Source organism: Nocardia sp. NPDC024068, from assembly GCF_040638875.1.
Taxonomy (GTDB): Bacteria; Actinomycetota; Actinomycetes; order Mycobacteriales; family Mycobacteriaceae; genus Nocardia.
In genome coordinates, this window is the sequence record NZ_JBEZYU010000074.1 from 1 (window position 1) to 20,493 (window position 20,493).

21 protein-coding genes are annotated in these 20,493 nt (G+C 68.1%); 9 read left to right on the forward strand and 12 right to left on the reverse strand.

Features of this window, described 5'->3' with window-relative positions; genetic code table 11:
• Positions 1-170 precede the first annotated feature (170 nt).
• The 3 genes from AB0F41_RS29130 to AB0F41_RS29140 all read right to left on the reverse strand — a co-directional run bounded on the left by AB0F41_RS29130 (position 171) and on the right by AB0F41_RS29140 (position 4,161).
• Positions 171-566, reverse strand: coding sequence for a DUF732 domain-containing protein (locus AB0F41_RS29130; RefSeq protein WP_357429352.1), 396 nt, complete (start codon positions 564-566; stop codon positions 171-173).
• Between the two features lie 263 nt (positions 567-829).
• Positions 830-1,627, reverse strand: coding sequence for an ESX secretion-associated protein EspG (locus AB0F41_RS29135; protein WP_357429354.1), 798 nt, complete (start codon positions 1,625-1,627; stop codon positions 830-832).
• On the reverse strand, positions 1,624-4,161 hold the full coding sequence (locus AB0F41_RS29140; protein WP_357429356.1) for a hypothetical protein: 2,538 nt from the start codon (positions 4,159-4,161) through the stop codon (positions 1,624-1,626). Before AB0F41_RS29140 ends, AB0F41_RS29135 begins: the two co-directional genes overlap by 4 nt.
• A 292-nt stretch (positions 4,162-4,453) precedes the next feature.
• On the opposite strand from AB0F41_RS29140, the gene AB0F41_RS29145 reads away from it, so the two are divergent.
• From AB0F41_RS29145 to AB0F41_RS29155, 3 genes are read left to right on the forward strand one after another with little or no spacing between them, the layout of a single operon-like run.
• Complete coding sequence (locus tag AB0F41_RS29145) at positions 4,454-5,548, forward strand: ABC transporter substrate-binding protein (protein WP_357429358.1); 1,095 nt, start codon at positions 4,454-4,456, stop codon at positions 5,546-5,548.
• Positions 5,545-6,375, forward strand: coding sequence for an ABC transporter ATP-binding protein (locus AB0F41_RS29150; protein ID WP_357429360.1), 831 nt, complete (start codon positions 5,545-5,547; stop codon positions 6,373-6,375). The genes AB0F41_RS29145 and AB0F41_RS29150 overlap by 4 nt, the downstream gene beginning before the upstream one ends.
• A complete protein-coding gene (locus tag AB0F41_RS29155; protein ID WP_357429361.1) occupies positions 6,368-7,246 on the forward strand; it encodes an ABC transporter permease in 879 nt (292 codons plus the stop codon). The genes AB0F41_RS29150 and AB0F41_RS29155 overlap by 8 nt, the downstream gene beginning before the upstream one ends.
• Before the next feature lie 59 nt (positions 7,247-7,305).
• On the opposite strand, the gene AB0F41_RS29160 is transcribed toward AB0F41_RS29155, so the two are convergent.
• A complete protein-coding gene (locus AB0F41_RS29160; protein WP_357429363.1) occupies positions 7,306-7,701 on the reverse strand; it encodes a GntR family transcriptional regulator in 396 nt (131 codons plus the stop codon).
• 3 nt (positions 7,702-7,704) lie between these two features.
• On the reverse strand, positions 7,705-8,679 hold the full coding sequence (locus AB0F41_RS29165) for a hypothetical protein (protein WP_357429365.1): 975 nt from the start codon (positions 8,677-8,679) through the stop codon (positions 7,705-7,707).
• Between the two features lie 95 nt (positions 8,680-8,774).
• Here AB0F41_RS29165 and AB0F41_RS29170 point away from each other — a divergent pair, with 95 nt between their 5' ends.
• Positions 8,775-9,119: a TfoX/Sxy family protein gene (locus tag AB0F41_RS29170; protein WP_357429367.1), complete on the forward strand. Its 345-nt coding sequence runs from the start codon at positions 8,775-8,777 to the stop codon at positions 9,117-9,119.
• A gap of 51 nt (positions 9,120-9,170) precedes the next feature.
• Here AB0F41_RS29170 and rsgA read toward each other — a convergent pair whose 3' ends face one another.
• From rsgA to AB0F41_RS29185, 3 genes are all read right to left on the reverse strand, one after another.
• On the reverse strand, positions 9,171-10,172 hold the full coding sequence (gene rsgA / locus AB0F41_RS29175; RefSeq protein WP_357429383.1) for a ribosome small subunit-dependent GTPase A: 1,002 nt from the start codon (positions 10,170-10,172) through the stop codon (positions 9,171-9,173).
• Complete coding sequence (aroA, locus tag AB0F41_RS29180; RefSeq protein WP_357429385.1) at positions 10,169-11,479, reverse strand: 3-phosphoshikimate 1-carboxyvinyltransferase; 1,311 nt, start codon at positions 11,477-11,479, stop codon at positions 10,169-10,171. Before aroA ends, rsgA begins: the two co-directional genes overlap by 4 nt.
• A gap of 81 nt (positions 11,480-11,560) precedes the next feature.
• Positions 11,561-13,066: an aldehyde dehydrogenase family protein gene (locus AB0F41_RS29185; protein WP_357429369.1), complete on the reverse strand. Its 1,506-nt coding sequence runs from the start codon at positions 13,064-13,066 to the stop codon at positions 11,561-11,563.
• 205 nt (positions 13,067-13,271) lie between these two features.
• Between AB0F41_RS29185 and AB0F41_RS29190 the strand changes: the two genes are divergently transcribed.
• Positions 13,272-14,135, forward strand: coding sequence for an SOS response-associated peptidase (locus AB0F41_RS29190; protein ID WP_357429371.1), 864 nt, complete (start codon positions 13,272-13,274; stop codon positions 14,133-14,135).
• Positions 14,136-14,200: 65 nt separating this feature from the next.
• On the opposite strand, the gene AB0F41_RS29195 is transcribed toward AB0F41_RS29190, so the two are convergent.
• Together AB0F41_RS29195 and AB0F41_RS29200 are read right to left on the reverse strand one after the other, a co-directional pair.
• Positions 14,201-14,503, reverse strand: a complete 303-nt coding sequence (locus AB0F41_RS29195) for a hypothetical protein (protein WP_357429373.1) — start codon at positions 14,501-14,503, stop codon at positions 14,201-14,203.
• A gap of 182 nt (positions 14,504-14,685) precedes the next feature.
• Positions 14,686-15,177, reverse strand: coding sequence for an aminoacyl-tRNA deacylase (locus AB0F41_RS29200; RefSeq protein WP_357429375.1), 492 nt, complete (start codon positions 15,175-15,177; stop codon positions 14,686-14,688).
• A gap of 298 nt (positions 15,178-15,475) precedes the next feature.
• Here AB0F41_RS29200 and AB0F41_RS29205 point away from each other — a divergent pair, with 298 nt between their 5' ends.
• The 4 genes from AB0F41_RS29205 to AB0F41_RS29220 all read left to right on the forward strand — a co-directional run bounded on the left by AB0F41_RS29205 (position 15,476) and on the right by AB0F41_RS29220 (position 18,591).
• Entirely contained in the window at positions 15,476-16,144 is a 669-nt protein-coding gene (locus AB0F41_RS29205; RefSeq protein ID WP_357429387.1) for a sigma-70 family RNA polymerase sigma factor, read from the forward strand.
• Positions 16,145-16,164: 20 nt separating this feature from the next.
• Complete coding sequence (rsrA, locus tag AB0F41_RS29210) at positions 16,165-16,440, forward strand: mycothiol system anti-sigma-R factor (protein WP_357429388.1); 276 nt, start codon at positions 16,165-16,167, stop codon at positions 16,438-16,440.
• 335 nt (positions 16,441-16,775) lie between these two features.
• The gene (locus AB0F41_RS29215; RefSeq protein ID WP_357429377.1) at positions 16,776-16,991 is read left to right on the forward strand and encodes a biotin/lipoyl-binding carrier protein; all 216 of its coding nucleotides are present in this window, start codon (positions 16,776-16,778) and stop codon (positions 16,989-16,991) included.
• Between the two features lie 85 nt (positions 16,992-17,076).
• Positions 17,077-18,591, forward strand: coding sequence for a histidine kinase N-terminal domain-containing protein (locus tag AB0F41_RS29220; protein WP_357429379.1), 1,515 nt, complete (start codon positions 17,077-17,079; stop codon positions 18,589-18,591).
• A 220-nt stretch (positions 18,592-18,811) separates the two neighbouring features.
• Here AB0F41_RS29220 and AB0F41_RS29225 read toward each other — a convergent pair whose 3' ends face one another.
• Entirely contained in the window at positions 18,812-19,066 is a 255-nt protein-coding gene (locus tag AB0F41_RS29225; protein WP_062998119.1) for a WhiB family transcriptional regulator, read from the reverse strand.
• Positions 19,067-19,318: 252 nt separating this feature from the next.
• Complete coding sequence (locus AB0F41_RS29230) at positions 19,319-20,266, reverse strand: diacylglycerol kinase family protein (RefSeq protein WP_357429381.1); 948 nt, start codon at positions 20,264-20,266, stop codon at positions 19,319-19,321.
• Positions 20,267-20,493: the final 227 nt, after the last annotated feature.

Here is a 20,493-nt window from a genome sequence, read left to right on the forward strand (position 1 = left end):
CGCGAACTGCTCCACCGCCAGCGGATAGGCCGAGCTCTGGGTGTGGGTGGAAACCATGATCGCTATCCGGACCATAGTGGGGAATTCGAGGCCGATCCGATCGGAGGGGCGCCGCCGTTTCGTCGTCCGGTCGCGGGATCCGCGCGGTGCGGTCCGCGCGACCGATCCGCTCAGCCCGTCGTACCGTGCCGCGGGCAGTAGGACCCGACCGCGGCCGCCAGGAAAAGGTAGGGGTATTCCACGAAAGGCCGCGCTTCCTCGGCGAGGTAGGTGCGGTTCGCCGAGGTGTTCCCGGCCTGGTCGAGATAGTCGCACTGGGCGTGGGCCAGGGCGATGGCACCGTCCTGTACCGGCCGGGTCTCGTCGTCGAACGCGCTGGCCCGGAGGAACTCTCGATCGTTGAACGGTAGCTGGGCGACGGAATCATCCTTGCCCGCCGGATTGTGGATTCCGGTGGTGGCCGCGGCACCGGGCCGGGTACCGGACTGGGGATGAGCCCAGACTGCCGGCGAGCCGGCGCATACGAGCGCGGCCGCGGCCGCGCTGATGATCAATATTCTCGACATCGTTCCTTCTGTGCTCGATGACATGCGGGATGGGAGGTGCTGTCGTACACAGATATCCGGAGTCGTGGTCCGGACGATTGCATCGATACCTCGCGACCGGTCGCGGAGGAACTGCATCGACGCGCGCATCGTATCCGGAATCATCCCCGCCGGTTTGTTATTCGGGCCGGAACCGCCGACGCGCCGCGGATTGCGGCGTCATCGCCCGCGCGTCGCACGACGCGCCACGCCGACAGACCAGAAGTGAGTGGCCGCGGGGCCGTTCACTCCTCGTGTTCGAGGTTGCGGTCCAGACGCAGAACCACCTCGGCGACCTGCTCCTGCACCCAGTCGACCATGCCCTTGGTTCCCATCCCGGTCGCCACCGGCACCTCCGCGGCCAGCGGAATCACATAGCGCCCGTCGTCGGGCAGATCCCGCCACCGCAGCCCCATATCGACCCGGCCGCGTGGCCCGAACATGGAGCGGCCCTGAAAGACCCGGACCAGTCCGGTCGCGGTCGCGGGCGCGTTCAGGAACGCCTCGCTGCGGTAGGCCTCGTCGTCCTCGGGTTCGTCGTCGTCGCTGATCAGTGGAACGAACGGCCGGGCGTCCGGGAGGGTCTCGGGGTCGACGATGGTGATCTGGCGCATCCGGCCGGCCTTCTCGTGCGGCAGCAGATCCAGTGCGGCCTCGGCGAGGGCGTGCGGATCGCAGACGGTCACATCGAAACCCCCACTGTGCCAGACCGTCTCTCCGGGGCGCTGGGTGATCACGAAACCACGCGCCCGCTGCCGCACCGCGTGCACCCGGGTCCAGCCCTCCGGCCGCTCCGGATCCTGTTCGTCCCAGCACTGCGCCACGATGGTGACGTCCGGCCGGGCGACCGCGCCGGCCATCGCCTCCAGATCCGAATCGTCACGCTCACGGAGGGCCCGCAGGGTTTTCTCCCGCTCCTGCCGGTAGTCCGCGGCCAGCCAGGTGCGGCTGGTGAAGGTGAACGGAACGGGTATCTCGGAGCACCCGTGTTCTTCGCACAGCAGCACGAATTCGAGGTCGGTCAGCTCCCAGGTATGGCTCACTGCTCGATCACCGGCCGCACCTTGGCCGGGGAATCGTCGAACACTTCGTCCAGATTTTCCCGGCCGACCAAGAATTCCGCCGGCGTATGGTCCTCGCCGCCGCCCGGCCGGCCGGGCGCGCCGCCGCCCATGGCGGGCGAACCCATCATGGGCATACCCGGTGAACCGCCCGGATTGCCGGAACCTGCGGATACACCCGCGTACCCGGCGAGTTCCAGACCCGGCCCGCCGACCGAGGCCCGGGGGAACGGACTCGGTTTCGTACCGGGATACGGCTCCAGCGGACCGGAGTCTCCGGCGGGAACCCCACCGCCTCCACCGCCACCGGAAACGTCGCCGACGGGAATACCGGCCGCTGCGAGGGGTTTGGCCGGGTCCAGCAGTTGCTCCAGATGTTGCTGCACACCGCTGGGATCGAGCAGCTGCTGCAGCTGGTCGAATCCGGGCAGCATACTGCCGGACTGGGTGAAGGCCTGGACGCCCTGGGTGAGCATAGTGGTGAGGCGTTCGAGGATGTTCTGCTGCTGGCCGGGCACCGACGAGTCGCCGGCCGGTACTCCCGGGGTACCGCCGAGCAGCGCGGAGATCGCCGCTTCCTGATCGGTCGGCGTCGCGCCCGCGGCGCCGCCGGGAACATCACCGAACGCCCCGAACAACGTATCGACCATGCCGTACGGGGAGTCCTCGGAATACAGCGATTCCAGCGGCGTGTCCCGCAGTTCCTGCGGCATCTGATCGACGGGGATACCGGTGATGGTGGCCAGCGCGTCGGCGAGGGTGGGCGGTTTGCCGTCCTTGCCGGTGATCGGCAGATCCTTCAGGGCATCGGGCAGTATCGACTTCGGGATACCCGTGAGCTTGGAGAGGATATCGGCGGCGGTGGGGTTCTTCGGCATGGTGGTGCCGGTGACCGGAGTCGGGATCGGGGTGCCTTCGACGGCTCCGCTGGGTTCGCTCGAGGTGGGGTCCTGGTGGGTGGCGCCGGCCGGTTGGTCCCCGGAGCCGTACTCGGCCTGGTCGTAGCTGGGTACATCGGGAACTTCTTCGCCGCCGCCCTGACCGCCGCCCTGACCGCCGCCCTGACCGCCGCCCTGACCCTCGCCTTGACCCCCGCTTCCTTCGCTGCCGCCTTGTCCGCTGCCCTGGCCTTCGCCGCTGCCCTGTCCGCTGCCCTGGCCTTCGCCACCGCCTTGGCCGCCGCCCTGTCCACCGCCTTGGCCTTGTCCGCTGCCCTGGCCTTGGCCCCCGCCTTGCCCGCCGCTGCCCTGGCCCTGACCTTCTCCTTGGCCGTTGCCCTGCTGGGAACCGTCCTCGAAGCCCTTCTCGTACCCTTCGTCGTACCCCTCGCCGTATGCCTCTTCCGGGGTTTGCCCGCTGCTGCCGCTCCCGCTGTTGCCACCCCCGCCGCTCCCGCTCCCGCTGTTGCCGCCCTCGCCCTCGCCGTTGCCGCCCCCGCCGTTGTTGTCGTCATTGGGCGGCGGTGGCGGTGGTTTGGGCTCGGCGATCGGCCCTTCGATCACCGGCATCTCCCGGAGGCTGTTGCGCATACCCTCGGCGTAGTGCTTCTCCCACTCCTCCCGATACCGCTGGAGGACGGCCTGCTCGACCGAAGTGCTGGTGAAGGTGAAATCCTCCTTCGGCATCGACATCTGGGTGCGGCTCAGCCAGTCCGCGCTGTAGTGCATGTTCTCGCTCATCGAGAACATGGAGTTCCACAGCGGGGCGATCGCGTCCACGTAGTTCCGGGTGGCCGTGCGGGCCCGGTCGGCGGCCTGGCCGAGCCATTTGTCCTGAATGCTCTCGATGGCGGTCTCGAACTTCTCCAGTTCGGCCTTCGTATGTGCCGCCAGCTGCCACCAGCGGCGCGATATGCCCGCGAGCACGAAAACGCCCCACGGCAGATTGTCCGCGAGACCACGGAAATGCGTGAAGCCCAGGGCCGCACTGTTCTCCAGCCCGACGATGTCCGGCGATATCGATTCCTGGCGGCCGAGGTAGTTCTGCAATTCGTTGGGCAGACCGGCCGCGGGCGTGTACAGATAGTCGTCCTGGGTTCCCGGCCGACCACCGTCGCGTAATTCCCCGTCGGGATAGTCGATGCCGTCGTACCGGGTGCCGCCCGTGTACAGGCTCGGAATCTCCGAGGTCGCTTCGACCGGGATGTGGAACGCGGCGAGTTTGTCGAGTTCGGCGGAGTTCTGGTCTTCGGTCCGGCGGTAGTAGAGGCCGGCCTGGACGAACGCGTTCGCCATCTCGGTGCCGATATTGGCGTGGTCCTGTAGAACCGTGGACAACCGGTCGGCGCGCTTGTTGTAGATCTCGGCGAGCTTCTGGCCCGAGGTCAGGATGCCGCCGGTGAAGTTGCCCAGTTCGTCCATATAGAAATCGTCGATCGCGGCCCGCATGGCCAGCATCTGATCGACCATCCGCTTCGCCGCTTCGGCCCCGGTCACCGCTGCGGCCGGATCGAAATACAGCAGGTCTTGCGACGCGTCCTGCTTCAGACCGGCCCAGGTGCCCGGCTCTTGAACCATCGGAACTGACCTTCCCCTCGGTGAACCGGACCGGTACGGCACCCGCTCCGGGGACGACCGGGGAGCGAACCGACACGCCTTCGGATTACATCGCAGGACATTGAATTCGCTATGGCGCACAGGGAAATTCGACGCGATATCCCTGTTGACGTACCGATTCCGGGCGTATTGCCGGGGCGGTGAACGGGCGGGACGCCGCGCCCGGTTCGACTCGCCCTGACCCAAACGGTTCAGACTTCGCCGCGGCGCCCGCACCATAACTGGCAGCCGAATCACCCAAAGGATCGATGCCATGCCAGGACGCCCGAAGTCACGAGTGCACCGCCGGCCGCTCGGCCGGGTGGGGACCGCGCTGGTCGCCGCCGTGCTGTTGCTGGTCTGCGGCTGCGGGGCGGGTGGAAAGGCCGCCGAAACCGCCGACGGCCGTACGATCGTGCGATACCAGGGCTGGTCCGGGGACGTGCTGTTCCACGAACTGGCCGCGGATCTCGGTTATTTCGACAAGATCCAGCTGGAATGGGTGGGCGATACCACCAGCGGCCCGCAGGACATCCAGTCGGCCGCGACCGGCGAAACGGAGATCGGTTCGGCGTTCAACGGCGCGGTGGTCAAACTCAACGCGGCCGGGGCCCCGATCACCTCGGTGCTCAGCTCCTACGGCGCGGACCAGGGGGATTACACCGGTTACTACGTCCTCGACGGCAGCCCGATCCGCACGGCGCGTGACCTCATCGGGAAGAAAGTCGGGATGAACACCCTCGGTGCGCATCACGAGTTCCTCACCCGGGAATGGCTCGCCCAGCAGGGCCTCACCCCCGAGGAGATCAAAACTGTCCAGCTGATCGTGGTCCCGCCGGTCAACACCGAACAGGCCCTGCGTGAGGGCCAGATCGATGTGGCCACTCTCGGCAGTGTGCAGCGGGAGGTGGCGCTCGAACGAGGCGGTATCCGAGCGCTGTTCACCGATCGCGATCTGTTCGGCGCGTTCAGCTACGGCACCTATGTGATGCGCGACGATTTCATCGCCGCCAACCCCGATGCGGTGCGCGATTTCGTGCAGGGCACGGCGCGGGCGGTCCGCTGGACGCAGATTCATCCGCGCGACGAGGTGGTCGCCCGTTTTCTCGACATCATCCACAAGCGTGGCCGCGCCGAGAGCGATCGGGCGATCCGATACTGGCGCAGCTCCGGCATCCCGGTGCCGGGTGCGGTGATCGCCGACCGCGAACTGCAGATCTGGATCGACTGGCTCGCGCGCAACGGCGAACTGGACGAGGGCGAACTGACGGCCCGCGATCTCTACACCAACGAATACAACCCGTACGCCAACGGGACCTATCCCGCCGAGAGCGGACCCGACGGACAAGCACTGGCTGGTGAGAAATGAGCAGTACACCCAAACTCCGCCTGGCGCAGGTGACCAAACAGTTCCCGATCCGGGGGCAGCAGGCCGGGCTCACCGCGATCGAGGACATCACCCTGGACCTGGCGGCAGGCGAATTCCTGGTGCTGGTGGGGCCCAGCGGTTGCGGGAAGTCCACGCTGCTGGATCTGCTCGGCGGACTCTCCACGCCGACGTCGGGCCGGATCCTGCTCGACGGTGAGCCGGTCACCGGGCCGGGTCTCGATCGCGGCATCGTCTTCCAGCAGTACGCCCTGCTGCCGTGGCGCACCGCGCGCCGCAATATCGAATTCGGGCTGGAGGCCAAGGGGGTGGCGCGGGCCGAACGCCGGGCCCGCGCCGAGCACTACCTCGAACTCGTCGGGCTGACCGGTTTCGCCGACCGCTACCCGCACGAACTCTCGGGCGGGATGAAGCAGCGGGTCGCCATCGCGCGCAGTCTCGCCTTCGACCCCGAGGTGCTGCTGATGGACGAGCCGTTCGCGGCGCTGGACGCCCAGACCCGGGAATCGCTGCAGGACGAACTACTGCGCATCTGGGAGCGCACCGGTAAGACGATCCTGTTCATCACTCACAGCATCGACGAGGCGATCTACCTGGGGCAGCGGGTGGCCGTGCTCACCTCGCGGCCCGGCCGGGTCAAAACGGTGGTGGACGTCGATATCGACCGCACCGCCGAGGATGTGCGGTCCGGTGCCGGTTTCCGCGATCTGCGGCACCGGGTCTGGTCGCTGTTGCACGACGAGGTGGAGCGGGCCCGGTCGCTCGAACTCGCGGATATCTCGACGACCGAAGAGGTTCAGCATGTCTAGCGCTCTCGCCGCCGGCACCCTCGACCGCATCCCGGATACCTCCGCGGCGCCCGCACCGCCGCGCTCTCGCGAGGCGGCGCCCGGTCCGGTCCGGCGGCTCGGCCACCGCGCAGGCGGTCTGGCCTGGCGGGTCGCCAAGCCCTCGTTCGCGATCCTGGCCTTCCTCGCGCTGTGGGAGGCCGCCCCGCGGGCCGGGCTGGTCGACCGGGTGTTCCTGCCGCCCTTCACCGAGGTCGCCCAGACCTTTTTCGAACTGGTGGGCAACGGGCAACTCTGGGAGCACGTGTCCACGAGCCTGTCGCGGGCATTGACCGGTTTCGTGATCGCCGCCGCGTTCGCGGTTCCGCTCGGGGTCGCCATCGCCTGGTACCGGCCGGTGGCCGATTTCCTGAATCCGGTGCTCGAACTCTTCCGCAATACGGCCGCGCTGGCGTTGCTGCCGGTGTTCGTCCTGATCCTGGGTATCGGGGAGACCTCGAAGGTGGCGGTGGTGATCTACGCGTGCACCTTCCCGACTCTGCTGAACACCATCTCCGGGGTGCGGACGGTGGACCCACTGCTCATCAAATCGGCGCGTTCACTGGGCTTCTCCCAGATCGCGCTGGTGTACAAGGTGGTGCTTCCGGCCGCGGTGCCGACGATCTTCACCGGACTCCGGATGGCCGCCGCCTCGTCGATCCTGGTTCTCATCGCCGCCGAAATGGTCGGCGCCAAGGCCGGTCTCGGCTATCTGATCACCGCTGCCCAGCTGAACTTCCAGATCCCCGACATGTACGCCGGGATCATCGCCATCGCCCTGGTGGGGCTGGTTTTCAACGCTGTTCTCGTAGGCGTCGAACGCCGGCTGTCGCGCTGGCGTGTGGCTCTCTAGACAGGCACCGACGAGCGCCACCCCGGCCGGGTCGCACCGGCGGCCGCCGGGATCGGCGCCTAGGGTTTCCGGGGCACGTCGACCGCCGGCGCGGTGCGCTCGCCGCCGGCGGCCGCGCGCACCAGGTCGAGCAGTTCCTCGTCGTCGAGGTCGATGCGCCGGGCCGCGGTCACGAGCCGGCGCGCCAGATCGATGACCGCGGCCCGCCCGTCGGCTGCGCCCGCGCGGACCGTGGCGCCCCGGCCGCGGCGTAGGTCGATCAGACCTTCGGTGCGTAACTGCTGGTACCCGGCCAGCACGGTATGAATGCTGACATCCAGCGACGCGGCCAGTTCGCGGGCCCCGGGCAGCCGCCCGCCCGCCGGGGCCTCGCCGTCGGCGATCGCCCGGCGGACGCACGCGGCGATCTGATCGGCCAGGGGTTCCGATCGCGCCGGGTCGACCCGGATCAACACCGCTCAGGCCGCCCGGTCGACGACACCGGCCAGCACACCCGCTCCGGTTTCGGCGTCGTCGACCGATACCGCGAAGTGCCGGCCCGAACGCCGGGTCACCACGATGCCGGGTCCGCTTCGCAGCAGTACCGCGGTCGCTCCCGGGATCATGCGGATTCCGTAGCCGCCGTACCGGACCGGGGAGAGATCTTCGGTGGCGACCGAGGTGATCTCGTTGGGGCCCAGCCGCCAGCGCGGCCAGCCGAACGGTCCGGTCCCGACAGTGAGACCGCGTTGATCCACCACCACCCGGATCACGCCCAGATGAGCGAGGAGTACGCCCGTGAGCGCCAGCATCACGCCGATCCCGGGTTGCGTGACGATACCGGCGATTGCACCGATGACCACCATGGCGAGCCCGCCGAGCAGCATCCACGGTGAGGAGATCCGGCGGGTCCAGCTCACGCGTTCCGTGGGGCCCAGCGGCAGTGGCCGGGCCGGTGCCTGCGCATTCGGCGTCATCGGCGCCTTCGGTGCGCTGAGCCAGCCGCCTGCCGCGAACAGCACCCCGATGGCGAGGGCCGCCACAACCGCCAGGCCCGGCAGGCGCGCCGCCGCGGCATCGGCGAGATGCAGGTTGGCGCGGGTGCCGAAGAACATGAGGGCGCCGGTGAAAGCGCCGACACCCCACGCGGTGGCGACCATGAATCGGATCGGGTCCAGTGGTGTGTCCGGTGTGCGCTTCAGTTTGCCGGTCCGGGCGCCCACCACGAGGATCAGCGCGAACAGTGCTCCCAGCGTGATACTCACGCCGGCGGAGACGAACATGGTCGCGACCCGGCCGGTGAACCCATCGGCACCGTGAGCACCGAAATGCGTGGCTATCGGGTCGGGCAGCCGATCTGCCGCGACATTCAGCAACAGGATGTTGGGGACGGCGGACAGGACAGGCGGCAATCCGGCGAGGAGACCGAGCCGGATCGTGGTGGGGGTCGTCATGGGCACCTCCTTGTTATGTTTGAAGCATAACAAGTGAATCTTTGCCGCGTGCTGCCGGGACGGAAACTGTCGGCCGCCACGCGCACAATGACCCGATGGCCTACGACGAAGAACTGGCGGAACGCGTCCGCGACACCGTGGAGCCGGGTCCCGATATCTCCGAACGGAAGATGTTCGGCGGGCTGGCCTTTCTGTTCGGTGGGAATATGGGTGTCGCCGTGAGCCGCGAAGGCGGGCTCATGGTCCGGATGGATCCGGCCGCGGCCGCGGACCTGGTCGACGACCGTACGGTGACGCCGATGGTGATGCAGGGCCGCGAGCTGGACGGCTGGCTGCGGATAACCGCCGAGGCGGTGGCGGGCGACCGGGAACTGGATACCTGGGTCGGCCGCGGTGCGCGGTTCGCCCGTTCGCTGCCACCCAAGAAGCCGAAACGCTGACATGATCGCGGGGCCCGCGCTATCGCCGGCCGGGTGCCGCCCCGAACCGGATCACCACTGGTCGTTGGAATTCAGCGCGACCAGCAGCAGCCGGATGGCCGCGACCCGGCGGGCCCGGTCCGGTAGGTCGTCGAGCGCGCATTCCGGATCGGCGGGCGGCCCGAGGTGGGTGCACCCGCGCGGGCAGTTCTCGATCGCATCCGAGAGATCGGTGAAGGCCGCGATCACATCGTCGGGAGTGATGTGGGCGAGGCCGAACGACCGCACCCCGGGGGTATCGATGACCCAGCCGCCGCCCGGCAGCGCCAGCGCGACCGACTGGGTGGAGGTGTGCTTACCCTTCCCGACGCCCGACACCTCGCCGACGGCCCGTGCGGCGTCCGGGACGAGCCGGTTCACCAAGGTCGACTTCCCGACGCCGGAATGACCGATAAAGCAGGTCAGCCGCCCCTCGAGCAACGCCAGTGTGGCGTCCAGCGGATCGTCGACCCCGGCGTACACGATCGTGAGGTCCAGATCGTGGAACGCGTCCGCGAAATCCGAATCCACGGCCAGATCGTGTTTGGTGAGGCAGAGCACGGGAGTCAGCCCGCCCGCGTAGGCGGCGACCATGGCCCGCTCCACGAAACCGGTGCGGGGCGGGGGATCGGCCAGCGCCACCATGATGAACAACTGTTCGGCGTTGCCCACCACCACGCGTTCGAACGGGTCGGTATCGTCGGCGGTCCGGCGCAGGACGGTGGTCCGCTCGGCCACCCGCACGATGCGGGCCAGCGTATCGGGGCGCCCGGAGAGGTCGCCGACCACATCCACCCGGTCGCCGACCACGATCGGCGTCCGGCCCAGCTCCCGGGCCCGCATCGCGATCAGCGGGCGCTCCGGGTCGCCGTCGAGGACACAACCCCAGCGGCCCCGGTCGACCGACACCACCATCGCCGGTTGCGCGTCGCGATGCTCCGGGCGGGTTTTGGTGCGCGGCCGGGAACTCCGCCCCGGCCGCACCCGTACATCGGATTCGTCGTAGGAGGCGGTGGAGCGGCCGCGCCGGCTCAGTGTGCCGCCCCCGGTCCGGCCGTCGCCGGGTCGAGCATCGACTCCCACAGGGAGACGAAATCGGGCAGGGTTTTGGCGGTGGTGCCGATATCTTCGATCTCGATTCCGGGGACCACCAGACCGAGAATCGCTCCCGCCGTGGCCATCCGGTGGTCGGCGTAGGAGTGCCAGCGGCCGCCGTGCAGGGGTGCGGGGGTGATCTCCAGACCGTCCTCGGTCTCGGTGACCTGCCCGCCGAGCCGGTTGATCTCGGTGGACAGCGCGGCGAGCCGGTCGGTCTCGTGGCCGCGCAGATGGGAGATCCCGCGCAGCCGGGACTCCGAATCCGCCAGCGCGGCCAGCGCCGCCACGGTGGGGGTCAGCTCGCCCACATCGTGGAGGTCGATATCGATACCGGCCAGCCGGTCCGGTCCGGTGATGGTGAGCGCGCCGTCGTCGAAACCGGCCTCGGCCCCCATCCGTACCAGGATCTCCCGGATCACGTCACCGGCCTGCGTGGTCAGCCGGGGCCAGTGCGGGATGCGCACCCGGCCGCCGGTGACCGCGGCCGCGGCGAGGAACGGGGTGGCGTTGGACAGGTCCGGTTCGACGGTCCAGTCCACCGCGCGGATCGGGCCCGGAGCGACGGTCCAGGTCTGCGCACCGCGCGCATCGGCCGGAGATTCGACGGCGACATCGGCCCGGCGCAGCATTTCGACGGTCATCTCGATATGCGGCATGGACGGCAGCGCGCTGCCGGAATGCTGCACGATCACGCCCTCGTCGAAACGCGCACCCGAGAGCAGGAGGCCGGAGACGAACTGGGAGGAACCCGAGGCGTCGATGGTGATGGCGCCGCCGCGCAGCGCGCCGCCGCCGCGGACGGTGAACGGCAGAGCATCGCCGTCGATGGTCGCGCCCAGCCCGCGCAGGGCGTCGAGGATGGTGCGCAGCGGGCGGACCCGGGCGGCGATATCGCCGTCGAACGCGCTGTCGCCCGCGGCGAGGGTGGCCACCGGCGGCACGAACCGCATCACCGTCCCGGCCAGACCGCAGTCGACCCGGCCACCGGTCAGCGCGGCGGGCGTGACGGCCACCGTTTCGGCGTCCCCGATGATCTGGGTACCGAGCGCGCGCAGGGCGGAGATCATCAGCCCGGTGTCACGACTGCGCAGGGCGCCGGTGATGGTGGAGGGGCCGTCCGCGAGCGCGGCGAGGACGAGCGCTCTGTTCGTGATCGATTTGGAGCCGGGCAGGGTGACGGTCGCCTGCACGGGGGCATCGACATGGGGCGCTGGCCAGAAACTCACCCGACCATCTTCGCGCATCGGGGTGACATGCGCGTCGGTGGTGCTCGCAAGTGTGTCGCCGAGCACCACCGATCGCTTCACCACTTGTGCCGGACGCTTTTATTTGTTCCGGCCGTGCAGCAGCGGCACCAACCGGCGCAGCATCTTCATATTCGCCTGGGTGCGGCTGTAGCTCATCAGCGACATCCCGGGAATCGCGAACCGCTGCACCGCGATCGAATGCGGGCGGACGAATTCCCGCAGACCCGGTTCACCGTGGATGCGGCCGATACCGGAATCCGCGCTGCCGCCGAAGGGCAGGCCGGGGATGGCGGCGAACCCGAGCACCGAGTTCACCGAGGTGGCGCCGACCTTGAGCCGCCGCGCGATCTCGAGACCCTGTTTCTTCGAGTACACCGCCGAGGCCAGGCCGAAGGTGGTGCTGTTGGCCAGATCGACGGCCTCGTCGATATCGTTCACCGTGGTGACGGTGACGGTCGGGCCGAAGGTCTCCTCCTTGACCGCCGCGGAGTTCTCGTCGACGTCGACCAGAACGACCGGTTCGATGAACGGGCCCTTCACCGATTCCGGCCCGCCGAGCAGGGCCTTGCCGCCGCTGGCGATCGCCGCCTCGATATGGCGTTTGACGATCGCGATCTGGCCGGGCATCGTCATCGGGCCGTAGGCGGCGCCGGCCTCCGAACCGGGCTTGACGTCCTTCAGGATTCGGGTGAGTTCGGCGAGGAACTCCTCCTTGACCGATTTGTCGACGTAGACGCGCTCGACACCGGCGCAGGTCTGACCGCTGTTGGAGGTCGCGCCCCAGGCCACCGCGTCGGCGGCGGCCTTCACATCGGCGTCCGCGGCCACGATCACCGGGTCCTTACCACCGCATTCCAGCAGTACCGGGGTGAGTGTGTCGGCGGCCGAGGCCATGATCTTGCGGCCGGTGGCGGCCGAACCGGTGAACGCGATCTTGTCCACACCGGATTTCACCAGGGCGGCGCCGGTCGCGCCGAAACCGTTGATCGCGACGAAAACGCCTTCGGGCAGCTCCGGGTTGGCCTCGGAGAACGCCTCCGCCAGGAAGTTGCCGATACCGGTGGAGAACTCCGACGGTTTGAACACCACGGTGTTACCCGCGGCCAGCGCGTAGGCCAGCGAACCGTTCGGGGTGTACACCGGATAGTTCCACGGGCCGATCACGCCGATGACGCCGAGCGGGCGGTATTCGATCCGCGCCGCGAAGTTGGCCATCGTGGCACCCGAGGGCACCTTCTGCGGCGACAGCGTCTTCTTGGCGTGCTTGGCCGCCCACGCGATGTGTTCCAGCGCCAGCATCAGTTCGAGAAACGCGTCGTCGAGCGGTTTGCCGTTCTCGGCATGGATCAGCGCGCAGAATTCGTCGGATTTGGCGACCAATGTGCTCGACCACCGCAGCAGTGCCTTCTTACGGCCCTCGAAACCCAGGTCTTCCCAGACCGGAGCGGCGGCACGTGCCTTGGCCACGGCCGCGGCGACGGCCGCTTCGTCGGCGATCGGATAGGTGGCCAGCGTCGCGCCGGTGGCCGGATCGACCGAGGTGAGCACCGACTCTTTCTCGGTGGCTTTTTCTGTGGTTGTCACAGGATCTCCTCTGCGGGAAGTAGGGCGGTAGCTGCGCGCGCGAACGGGCAGTCAACGACCGCCTCGTCCCCGATGAGAGAATGTTAGGGCATAACTCTCAACGCGTCACCCAGTACAAGCCCCATTGTCGTCCACTCGGGACACATTTGTGTTCATCGGCCGCTAATTGTGCTCATCTGTCGGTATCCGATGCCAGGATCGAAATATGTGCGGGCGATATGCGACGACGACCAATCCCGGGCGGCTCGCGGTGGAACTGGATGCGCTGGACGAGACCGGTGCCACCACCGCGACCGGATCGGGTAGTGGCCTACGGGGCGATTCGAGTGCGGCCGCCGAATCCGCCGCCGACCCGGGCGACCGGGATCGGGGGGTGAACTACAACGTCGCACCGACCACGCAGATCCTCACCGTGGTCGACCGGCACGACCACGACCATCCCGGCGAGCCCGCTACCCGCCGGATCCGGCGGATGCGCTGGGGTCTGATCCCGCACTGGACCAAACCCGCCGAGCCCGGGGTGCCCGTGAAGGGAAAGCCGCTGTTCAACGCCCGCGCGGACAAAGCCGCGGGGCTGCCGTCGTTCCGGGACGCGGTGAAGTACCGGCGCTGCCTGGTGCCGATGGACGGCTGGTACGAGTGGCTGGTCGAACCCGACCCGGCGGGCCCGGGCAAGGGCAAGAAGCCCAAGGTGATCAAACACCCGTATTTCATGTCGCGCGCCGACGGATCGCGCCTGTACATGGCAGGTCTGTGGTCGGTGTGGCGGGATCGCTCGCTCGACGATCCGCAACCCCTGCTGTCGTGCACCATCCTCACCACCGACGCGGTCGGGGAGCTGACCCGTATTCACGACCGGATGCCCCTGCCGATGCCGGAGGAGAACTGGGCCGCCTGGCTGGACCCGGACCATCCCGCGCCCGCGCAACTACTGGAGACACCGAGTGCGGCCCTCGTCGCCGAAATCACCGCCCGGCCGGTGCCTCCCCTGGTGAACAGCGTGAAGAACAACGGCCCGGAACTGCTGGCGCCGGTCGGCGACCCCGGAGAGCAGACCACGCTGCTGTGACCGCCGCGAGGGGGGAACCGGAGCCCCGGAGCGGACGGGCCCGCTCCGGGCCGGAGTTCGCCGGTTCAGGTGCCGAGCGGGCAGCTCACCGCCTCCGTGGCAATGCTCAAACCACATTTGAGCAGGTCGGCGCCGAGATCGATCACCTCCGACGCCAGTCCGCCGCCCGCGCGTTCGGCGCGCTCGCCCGCGTCGTCCTCCGGTTTGTTCTCGGTACCGGCCCCGCCGTCACCCTCACCGCCCAGCGGATACTCCGGCGACGGGGCCGCCGTCGCCATCGGCGCCGTCAGCAGGACGGGCCCGGCCAGCAGTGCCGCTGCCGCGGATACGGCGAAGAACGCGGTGCGCACAGGTTTGCGCTGGGACATATCGCATCACATCCTCGGATCGGTCGAACGGTCGATCCCAGTAACGCATACGACTGCCCGCGACCAGCCGAATTACCCGTCCGGCACGCGGGGACCGGTCCGCGACACACCGCCGCCCGGCGTCTCCGGGTCGCCGCGTCCGCGGTCGCCGGCTTGCCCGTGGCGGTGCTGCTCCGCTGATCTCAGGTCGTGACCGCGGCGGTGACAGCGCCGGTGAGCCGGATCAGGTGCACGGGCGCCACCTCGATTTCCAGCCCACGCCGCCCCGCACTGCACAACATCCGCTCCCACTCCAGCGCCGACACGTCGACTACGGTCGGAAGCCGTTTGCGCTGACCCAGCGGCGAAATACCGCCGAGGACGTAGCCGGTGCCGCGTTCGGCGGCGGCCCGGTCGGCCATCGTGGCCTTGGGCGCGCCCAGCGCCGCGGCGGCGGCCTTCAGCGACAGGGTCCGCGGTACGGGGAGCACCGCCACCGCCAGGGACCCGGTGGACAGCTGCAACACCAGTGTTTTGAAGATCTGCTCGGGCGCCACCCCCAGCCGGGCCGCCAGCGCGTCGACCGCTTCGCCGCCGAAGGAGTCCGCGCGCGGATCGTGATCGTAACCGTGGACCGTATGGTCGGCCCCGGCTGTGACCAGGGCGCGGATTGCCGGTGTGGCGCCTGCTGCCATGGCGCGACCCTACCGCCGGCCCGGTCCCGCCCGGGTCGCGGCGTGACTTTCCCGTGATGGGGAACAGTTCGCCCGCCGGCGTAGTTGTACGCGGCAGAACAGCGCATATGCGGGCGAAGCGCCCGCGGGATGCGAACACCGCGGAAGCGAAGGAGTGACGGTGCCCGTTCTCGTCGAACAACGCCCGGTCCAGCACGATCCGGCTCCGGTCCGCACGCGGTTCTTCTCCGACTTCACACTGCCGGTAGATTTGGCTGGTAAGCCGATCGAAGGGACACGTGTGACGAGCGAGGACGACGTGGCGACCGGAACCGGCGCCGACGAGCGGCCTGCCGGCCGGCCGGAGACCGGTGCCGAACTGGCCCGGCGGTTCGAGCGGGACGCACTGCCCATGCTGGACCAGTTGTACGGTGCCGCCCTGCGGATGACGCGTAATCCCGCCGACGCCGAAGATCTGGTGCAGGAGACCTACGTCAAGGCCTATGCCGGCTTCAAGTCCTTCAAAGAGGGCACCAACCTGCGGGCCTGGCTCTACCGCATCCTCACCAATACCTACATCAACTCCTACCGGAAGAAACAGCGCCAGCCCGCGCAGTATCCGACCGACGAGATCACCGACTGGCAGCTCGCCGCCACTGCCGAGCACAGCTCGACCGGGTTGCGCTCGGCGGAGGTCGAAGCGCTGGACGCGCTACCGGACGACGACATCAAGGCCGCGCTCGTCCAGCTGCCCGAGGAGTTCCGGATGGCGGTGTACTACGCCGATGTCGAGGGGTTCCCGTACAAGGAAATCGCCGACATCATGGGCACTCCCATCGGTACGGTGATGTCCCGGCTGCATCGCGGCCGGAAACAACTGAAGGGTTTGCTCGCCGATGTGGCGCGCGAACGAGGTTTCGACCGCACCGCGCCGGGGTCCGGGAATGCCGATACCGCCTCGGCGGTGCGCCAGGAGGTCAAGCAGTGAGCACCGAGCGCGATCCCGATATGGAGCTCGACTGCACCGCGGTACTGGCAGATGTCTGGCTGATGCTCGACGGCGAATGCGACGATCGCACCCGCGAACGCCTCCAGCACCATATGGACCACTGTGCGCCCTGTATCGAGGCCTACGGCATCGAGGAGAAGATCAAGAGCATGCTCAGCCGCAAATGCGGTGGTGACAGGGCTCCCGATGCCCTGCGCGAACGTCTCACGATCGAAATCCGCCGCTCGGTGACCATCACCTCCGACGACGTCACCGCCGATCCCGGCCGCGCCTGACCCCTCTGCCGCGATCGCGCCCGGCCCGCCGGGGATACGCATACGACGAACGGCCCGTACTTCGAAACGAAGTACGGGCCGTTCGTGGTCTGTGCCGGGCCTGCGCCCGGTCGGCTCAGGCGTTGGGACGCTTGCCGTGGTTGGCTGCGTTTCCCTTACGGCTGCGCTTCTTGCGGCCACGCTTACCCATAGGTAGCTCCCTCCTGGGGACAATTCCCGCGACTGCGGGGAGTACATGTTGATCCGGCCTATTCTTTCACGTGTGATTGGCTGTACCGACGGCGGTACAGCGGGCCCCGGCCTCGCGACCGGACGAACCTAGTGAACGGGGTGTCATGGCGGAAGAAGTGCGGGCGGAAATGGTGTCCACGGTGCTCACTGTCGAGGTCGCGGTGGGCGACCGCGTCACGATCGACCAGACGCTGGTCCTGCTCGAATCGATGAAGATGGAGATCCCGGTGATCACCGAGGCCGGCGGCGAAGTCGCCTCCATCGCCGTCACCCCCGGACAGGTGCTCCAGCAGGGTGACCTCATCGCCGTCATCGACTGACCGCACCCGCACAGCGCCGAGTTCTCCGAGATCCCCGAAGGGTTCGGCCCCGCGTGCCGGAAGCGCGCCGAATACCATCCTGCCTATGTCCACATTGAGTGACCTGCTGGCCGAGCACACCGATCTACCGGGGGTGGCGGTGGATCATCTGCAGCGGGTGGTGGGGGATTGGCAGTTGCTCGCGGATCTGTCGTTCTCGGATCTGCTGTTGTGGGTCGGGGCGGGGCCGATCGAGGCCGGCGCGGATCTCGTCTGTGTGGCCCAGTGCCGCCCGACCACCGCGCCCACGGTGCACCAGGAGGACCTGGTCGGCAAGACCGCCCGGCGTTCGGAGCATTCGCAGGTGTTCGACGCGCTGACCGTCGGAGAGATCGTGCGAACCGACACCGAGGGGGAGGCCAAGGGTGTCTACCACCCTTACCCGGTACAGGCGATCCGGGAAGCCATCCCGGTGCGGTGCGGTGACGATGTGATCGCGGTGCTGAGCCGGGATACCGACCGGCAGCGGTCGAGGGTGCGCAGCAGCCTGGAGATCGCCTATGTCGCATGCTCCGACGATCTGTGCCAGATGATGGCGGACGGGACGTTTCCGACCACCGAGGACCGGGCGGCCACGCATTCGAGCCCGCGGGCCGGTGATGGGTTCATCCGGCTCGACACCGCGGGAATCGTCACCTATGCCAGCCCCAACGCGCTGTCGGCCTACCACCGTATGGGTTTGCAGGCGGATCTGGCGGGTCAGGATCTGGCGGTCACCACGCGGTCGCTGGTGACCGATCCGTTCGACGCGCAGGAAGTGGTGGGCGATATCCAGGCCGCGCTCGCCGGGCGGACCGGGCGCCGGATGGAGGTGGAGGCGCGCGGTGCGACGGTGCTGCTGCGCACCCTGGTGTTGCGGCCGCACGGTGAGCTGGCGGGGGCGGCGGTGCTGGTGCGTGATGTGACCGAGGTGAAGCGCCGGGACCGGGCGTTGCTGAGCAAGGACGCGACCATTCGCGAGATCCATCACCGGGTGAAGAACAATCTGCAGACGGTGGCCGCGCTGCTGCGGTTGCAGGCGCGGCGCACCGAGAACGAGGAGGCCCGGGTGGCCCTCACCGAATCGGTGCGCCGGGTGACCTCGATCGCCTCGGTACACGAGATGCTGTCCATGTCGGTGGACGAAGAGGTCGATCTGGACGAGGTCGTGGACCGGCTGCTGCCGATCATGGCCGATGTCGCCACGGTGCACACCGCGCGAATCACGGTGCGGCGGGCGGGTTCCCTCGGCGTGTTCTCGGCAGAGCGGGCGACGCCGCTGGTGATGGTGCTGACCGAACTGGTGCAGAACGCGATCGAGCACGCGTTCGACGGCGGTCAGAACGGGACGGTCACCATCCGTGCGGAACGCTCCGCACGCTGGCTGGATGTGATCATCAGCGATGACGGCGGCGGCCTGCCCGCCGGCTTCAGCCTCGAATCGTCGGACAGCCTCGGGCTGCAGATCGTGCGCACTCTGGTCACCGCGGAATTGGGCGGATCCATCGGGCTGCACCCGGGCGCGGATATCGGAACGGACGCGGTCCTGCGGGTACCGCTGGGGCGCCGTTCGGCACGTTGATACCTGACGGAAACTCGCCTGTACCGATTATGCATACCCGAGATCGGCTGTGTCCGAAAACACCCCCTATTTTTCAGGGGCCATATTTCGGCAAAATAACGAACGCCCGAGACCGGCATGCTCCGGAAAAAATTCAGCCCGGCACCAGAAGGCTGGTGCCGGGCATTCCACGACTCCCCGGACCGGGCTGAATGGTCCGGTAGTCGCTTCCCCGCGCTTGTCAGACAGACGTACGAGTGCGGGTGCGCGCATTGCGGCGCTTGAGCGCGCGCCGCTCGTCTTCGCTCATACCGCCCCATACACCGGCATCCTGCCCGGAACCCAGGGCCCAGGACAGGCATTCGGCGGTGACGGGGCAGCGGGCGCAGACCAGCTTGGCATCGGCAATCTGCGCGAGCGCAGGACCACTGTTGCCCACCGGGAAAAACAGTTCGGGGTCCTCATCGCGACAGATGGCCTTATGGCGCCAGTCCATTCCTTCTGCTCCTTTGTAGGGCGCCGCACAGGGCGCCGATCGGTTGGTGGGTCGTTCATTTGTGCGAACTGAATGTTTCCGCACGGTTGCTTGTGAATGCTTTCACGAACACCGTAGATGTCAATAGGTATCCGATGCACCGTGGCAAAGCTCACGCACTGCAGTCCCACATCGGGGACCTGCCGCAGTCCTTTGTACTCGCCCACGCCGGTTTCTGCAGCACAACGGGATGTATTTCCCGAATGCGTCAGTTCAAACCGGTCGCGGAGCAACTACGTCGAGGACGTTCGGCACAGCGGTGAAATCCACCACGTCGCGTTCGCCGATGAAGTCACCGTCGATTTGCAGGCCGATGGGCTCGGCACTGGAGATGCGCACCGACGGAACGTCGTCGTCCCGGAACAATTTCCGTGACTTCGGCTCGGAGTGCGGCGACAACAGCTGCGTCGCCAGGCGCAGTGTAGGCAGTAACGCCATGGTTCGCACGGCGAACACTCCGAGACCCGTTTCGAAGCGAGTGCCCGGATTGGTCCGCACCGGCCGCGATTCCAGATACGTCCACGGACTGGTGTTGGTGACGAACGCGTAGCGGACCCCCGTCACCGGCTCACGCCCCGGAACATGCACGGTCACCTCGGGCATGGCCCGCTTGGTACGGAAAAACTGGCGGACAGTGGTCCGCACATACCGCGCCGGGGTCGCGGCACGCCCCTTGGCGCGGCTCGCATCGATGGCGGCGCACACATCGGCATCCAGCCCCACCCCCGCACTGAAACAGAACCAGCGGTCGTCGGTGATCCCCAACCCGATCCGGCGATCACCGTCCCCGGCCTTCAGCAGATCGATCAACTGATTGGTCGCCGCCACCGGATCGGGCGCGATATCCAGCGACCGCGCGAACACATTGGCCGACCCACCCGGAATGATCCCCAGCCGCGGCCGCCACGCCTGCCCGTCGTCGACCTGCGGAAGCGGCACGAACCCGTTGATCGTCTCGTTGACCGTCCCATCCCCGCCGTGCACCACGATCAGATCCATCTCATTGGTCGCCGCCCACTGCGCCAACTCCGCCGCATGACCACGATGCTGTGTATGCGCCACCGTGAGCTGAGTCCGGCTCTCCAGAGCGTGCGCGAGAAGATCACGGGTTGCCGCCGTGGTAGAAGTCGCATTCGGATTGACGATCAACAACGTCCGCACCAGCGCAGTCTAATTGGCGGCGGCTCCGCCGCCGCGGGGGTTGCGGGCCCGTTGTGTTGCCTTCCGCACATGACCCGGCGTGCTGGTTCCCATCCGGATGGTCACCTCCGCGCGAAAGGCCCACCCTCCCGGCGCCGAGTTCAGCGAGACCCTGAAAGGGTTCGGCCCGCGTCTGCTGTCAGCCCTCGAAGCGATGTGGCGAAGCCACGAGTCTCGAGGGCTGACAG

Coding starts and splice junctions, on each gene's coding strand:
- AB0F41_RS29130 (WP_357429352.1), bottom strand. CDS start 566: ATGTCGAGAATATTGATCATCAGCGCGGCCGCGGCCGCGCTCGTATGC.
- AB0F41_RS29140 (WP_357429356.1), bottom strand. CDS start 4,161: ATGGTTCAAGAGCCGGGCACCTGGGCCGGTCTGAAGCAGGACGCGTCG.
- AB0F41_RS29145 (WP_357429358.1), top strand. CDS start 4,454: ATGCCAGGACGCCCGAAGTCACGAGTGCACCGCCGGCCGCTCGGCCGG.
- AB0F41_RS29150 (WP_357429360.1), top strand. CDS start 5,545: ATGAGCAGTACACCCAAACTCCGCCTGGCGCAGGTGACCAAACAGTTC.
- AB0F41_RS29155 (WP_357429361.1), top strand. CDS start 6,368: ATGTCTAGCGCTCTCGCCGCCGGCACCCTCGACCGCATCCCGGATACC.
- AB0F41_RS29165 (WP_357429365.1), bottom strand. CDS start 8,679: ATGACGACCCCCACCACGATCCGGCTCGGTCTCCTCGCCGGATTGCCG.
- AB0F41_RS29170 (WP_357429367.1), top strand. CDS start 8,775: ATGGCCTACGACGAAGAACTGGCGGAACGCGTCCGCGACACCGTGGAG.
- aroA (WP_357429385.1), bottom strand. CDS start 11,479: ATGCGCGAAGATGGTCGGGTGAGTTTCTGGCCAGCGCCCCATGTCGAT.
- AB0F41_RS29190 (WP_357429371.1), top strand. CDS start 13,272: ATGTGCGGGCGATATGCGACGACGACCAATCCCGGGCGGCTCGCGGTG.
- AB0F41_RS29195 (WP_357429373.1), bottom strand. CDS start 14,503: ATGTCCCAGCGCAAACCTGTGCGCACCGCGTTCTTCGCCGTATCCGCG.
- AB0F41_RS29200 (WP_357429375.1), bottom strand. CDS start 15,177: ATGGCAGCAGGCGCCACACCGGCAATCCGCGCCCTGGTCACAGCCGGG.
- rsrA (WP_357429388.1), top strand. CDS start 16,165: ATGGAGCTCGACTGCACCGCGGTACTGGCAGATGTCTGGCTGATGCTC.
- AB0F41_RS29215 (WP_357429377.1), top strand. CDS start 16,776: ATGGCGGAAGAAGTGCGGGCGGAAATGGTGTCCACGGTGCTCACTGTC.
- AB0F41_RS29220 (WP_357429379.1), top strand. CDS start 17,077: ATGTCCACATTGAGTGACCTGCTGGCCGAGCACACCGATCTACCGGGG.
- AB0F41_RS29225 (WP_062998119.1), bottom strand. CDS start 19,066: ATGGACTGGCGCCATAAGGCCATCTGTCGCGATGAGGACCCCGAACTG.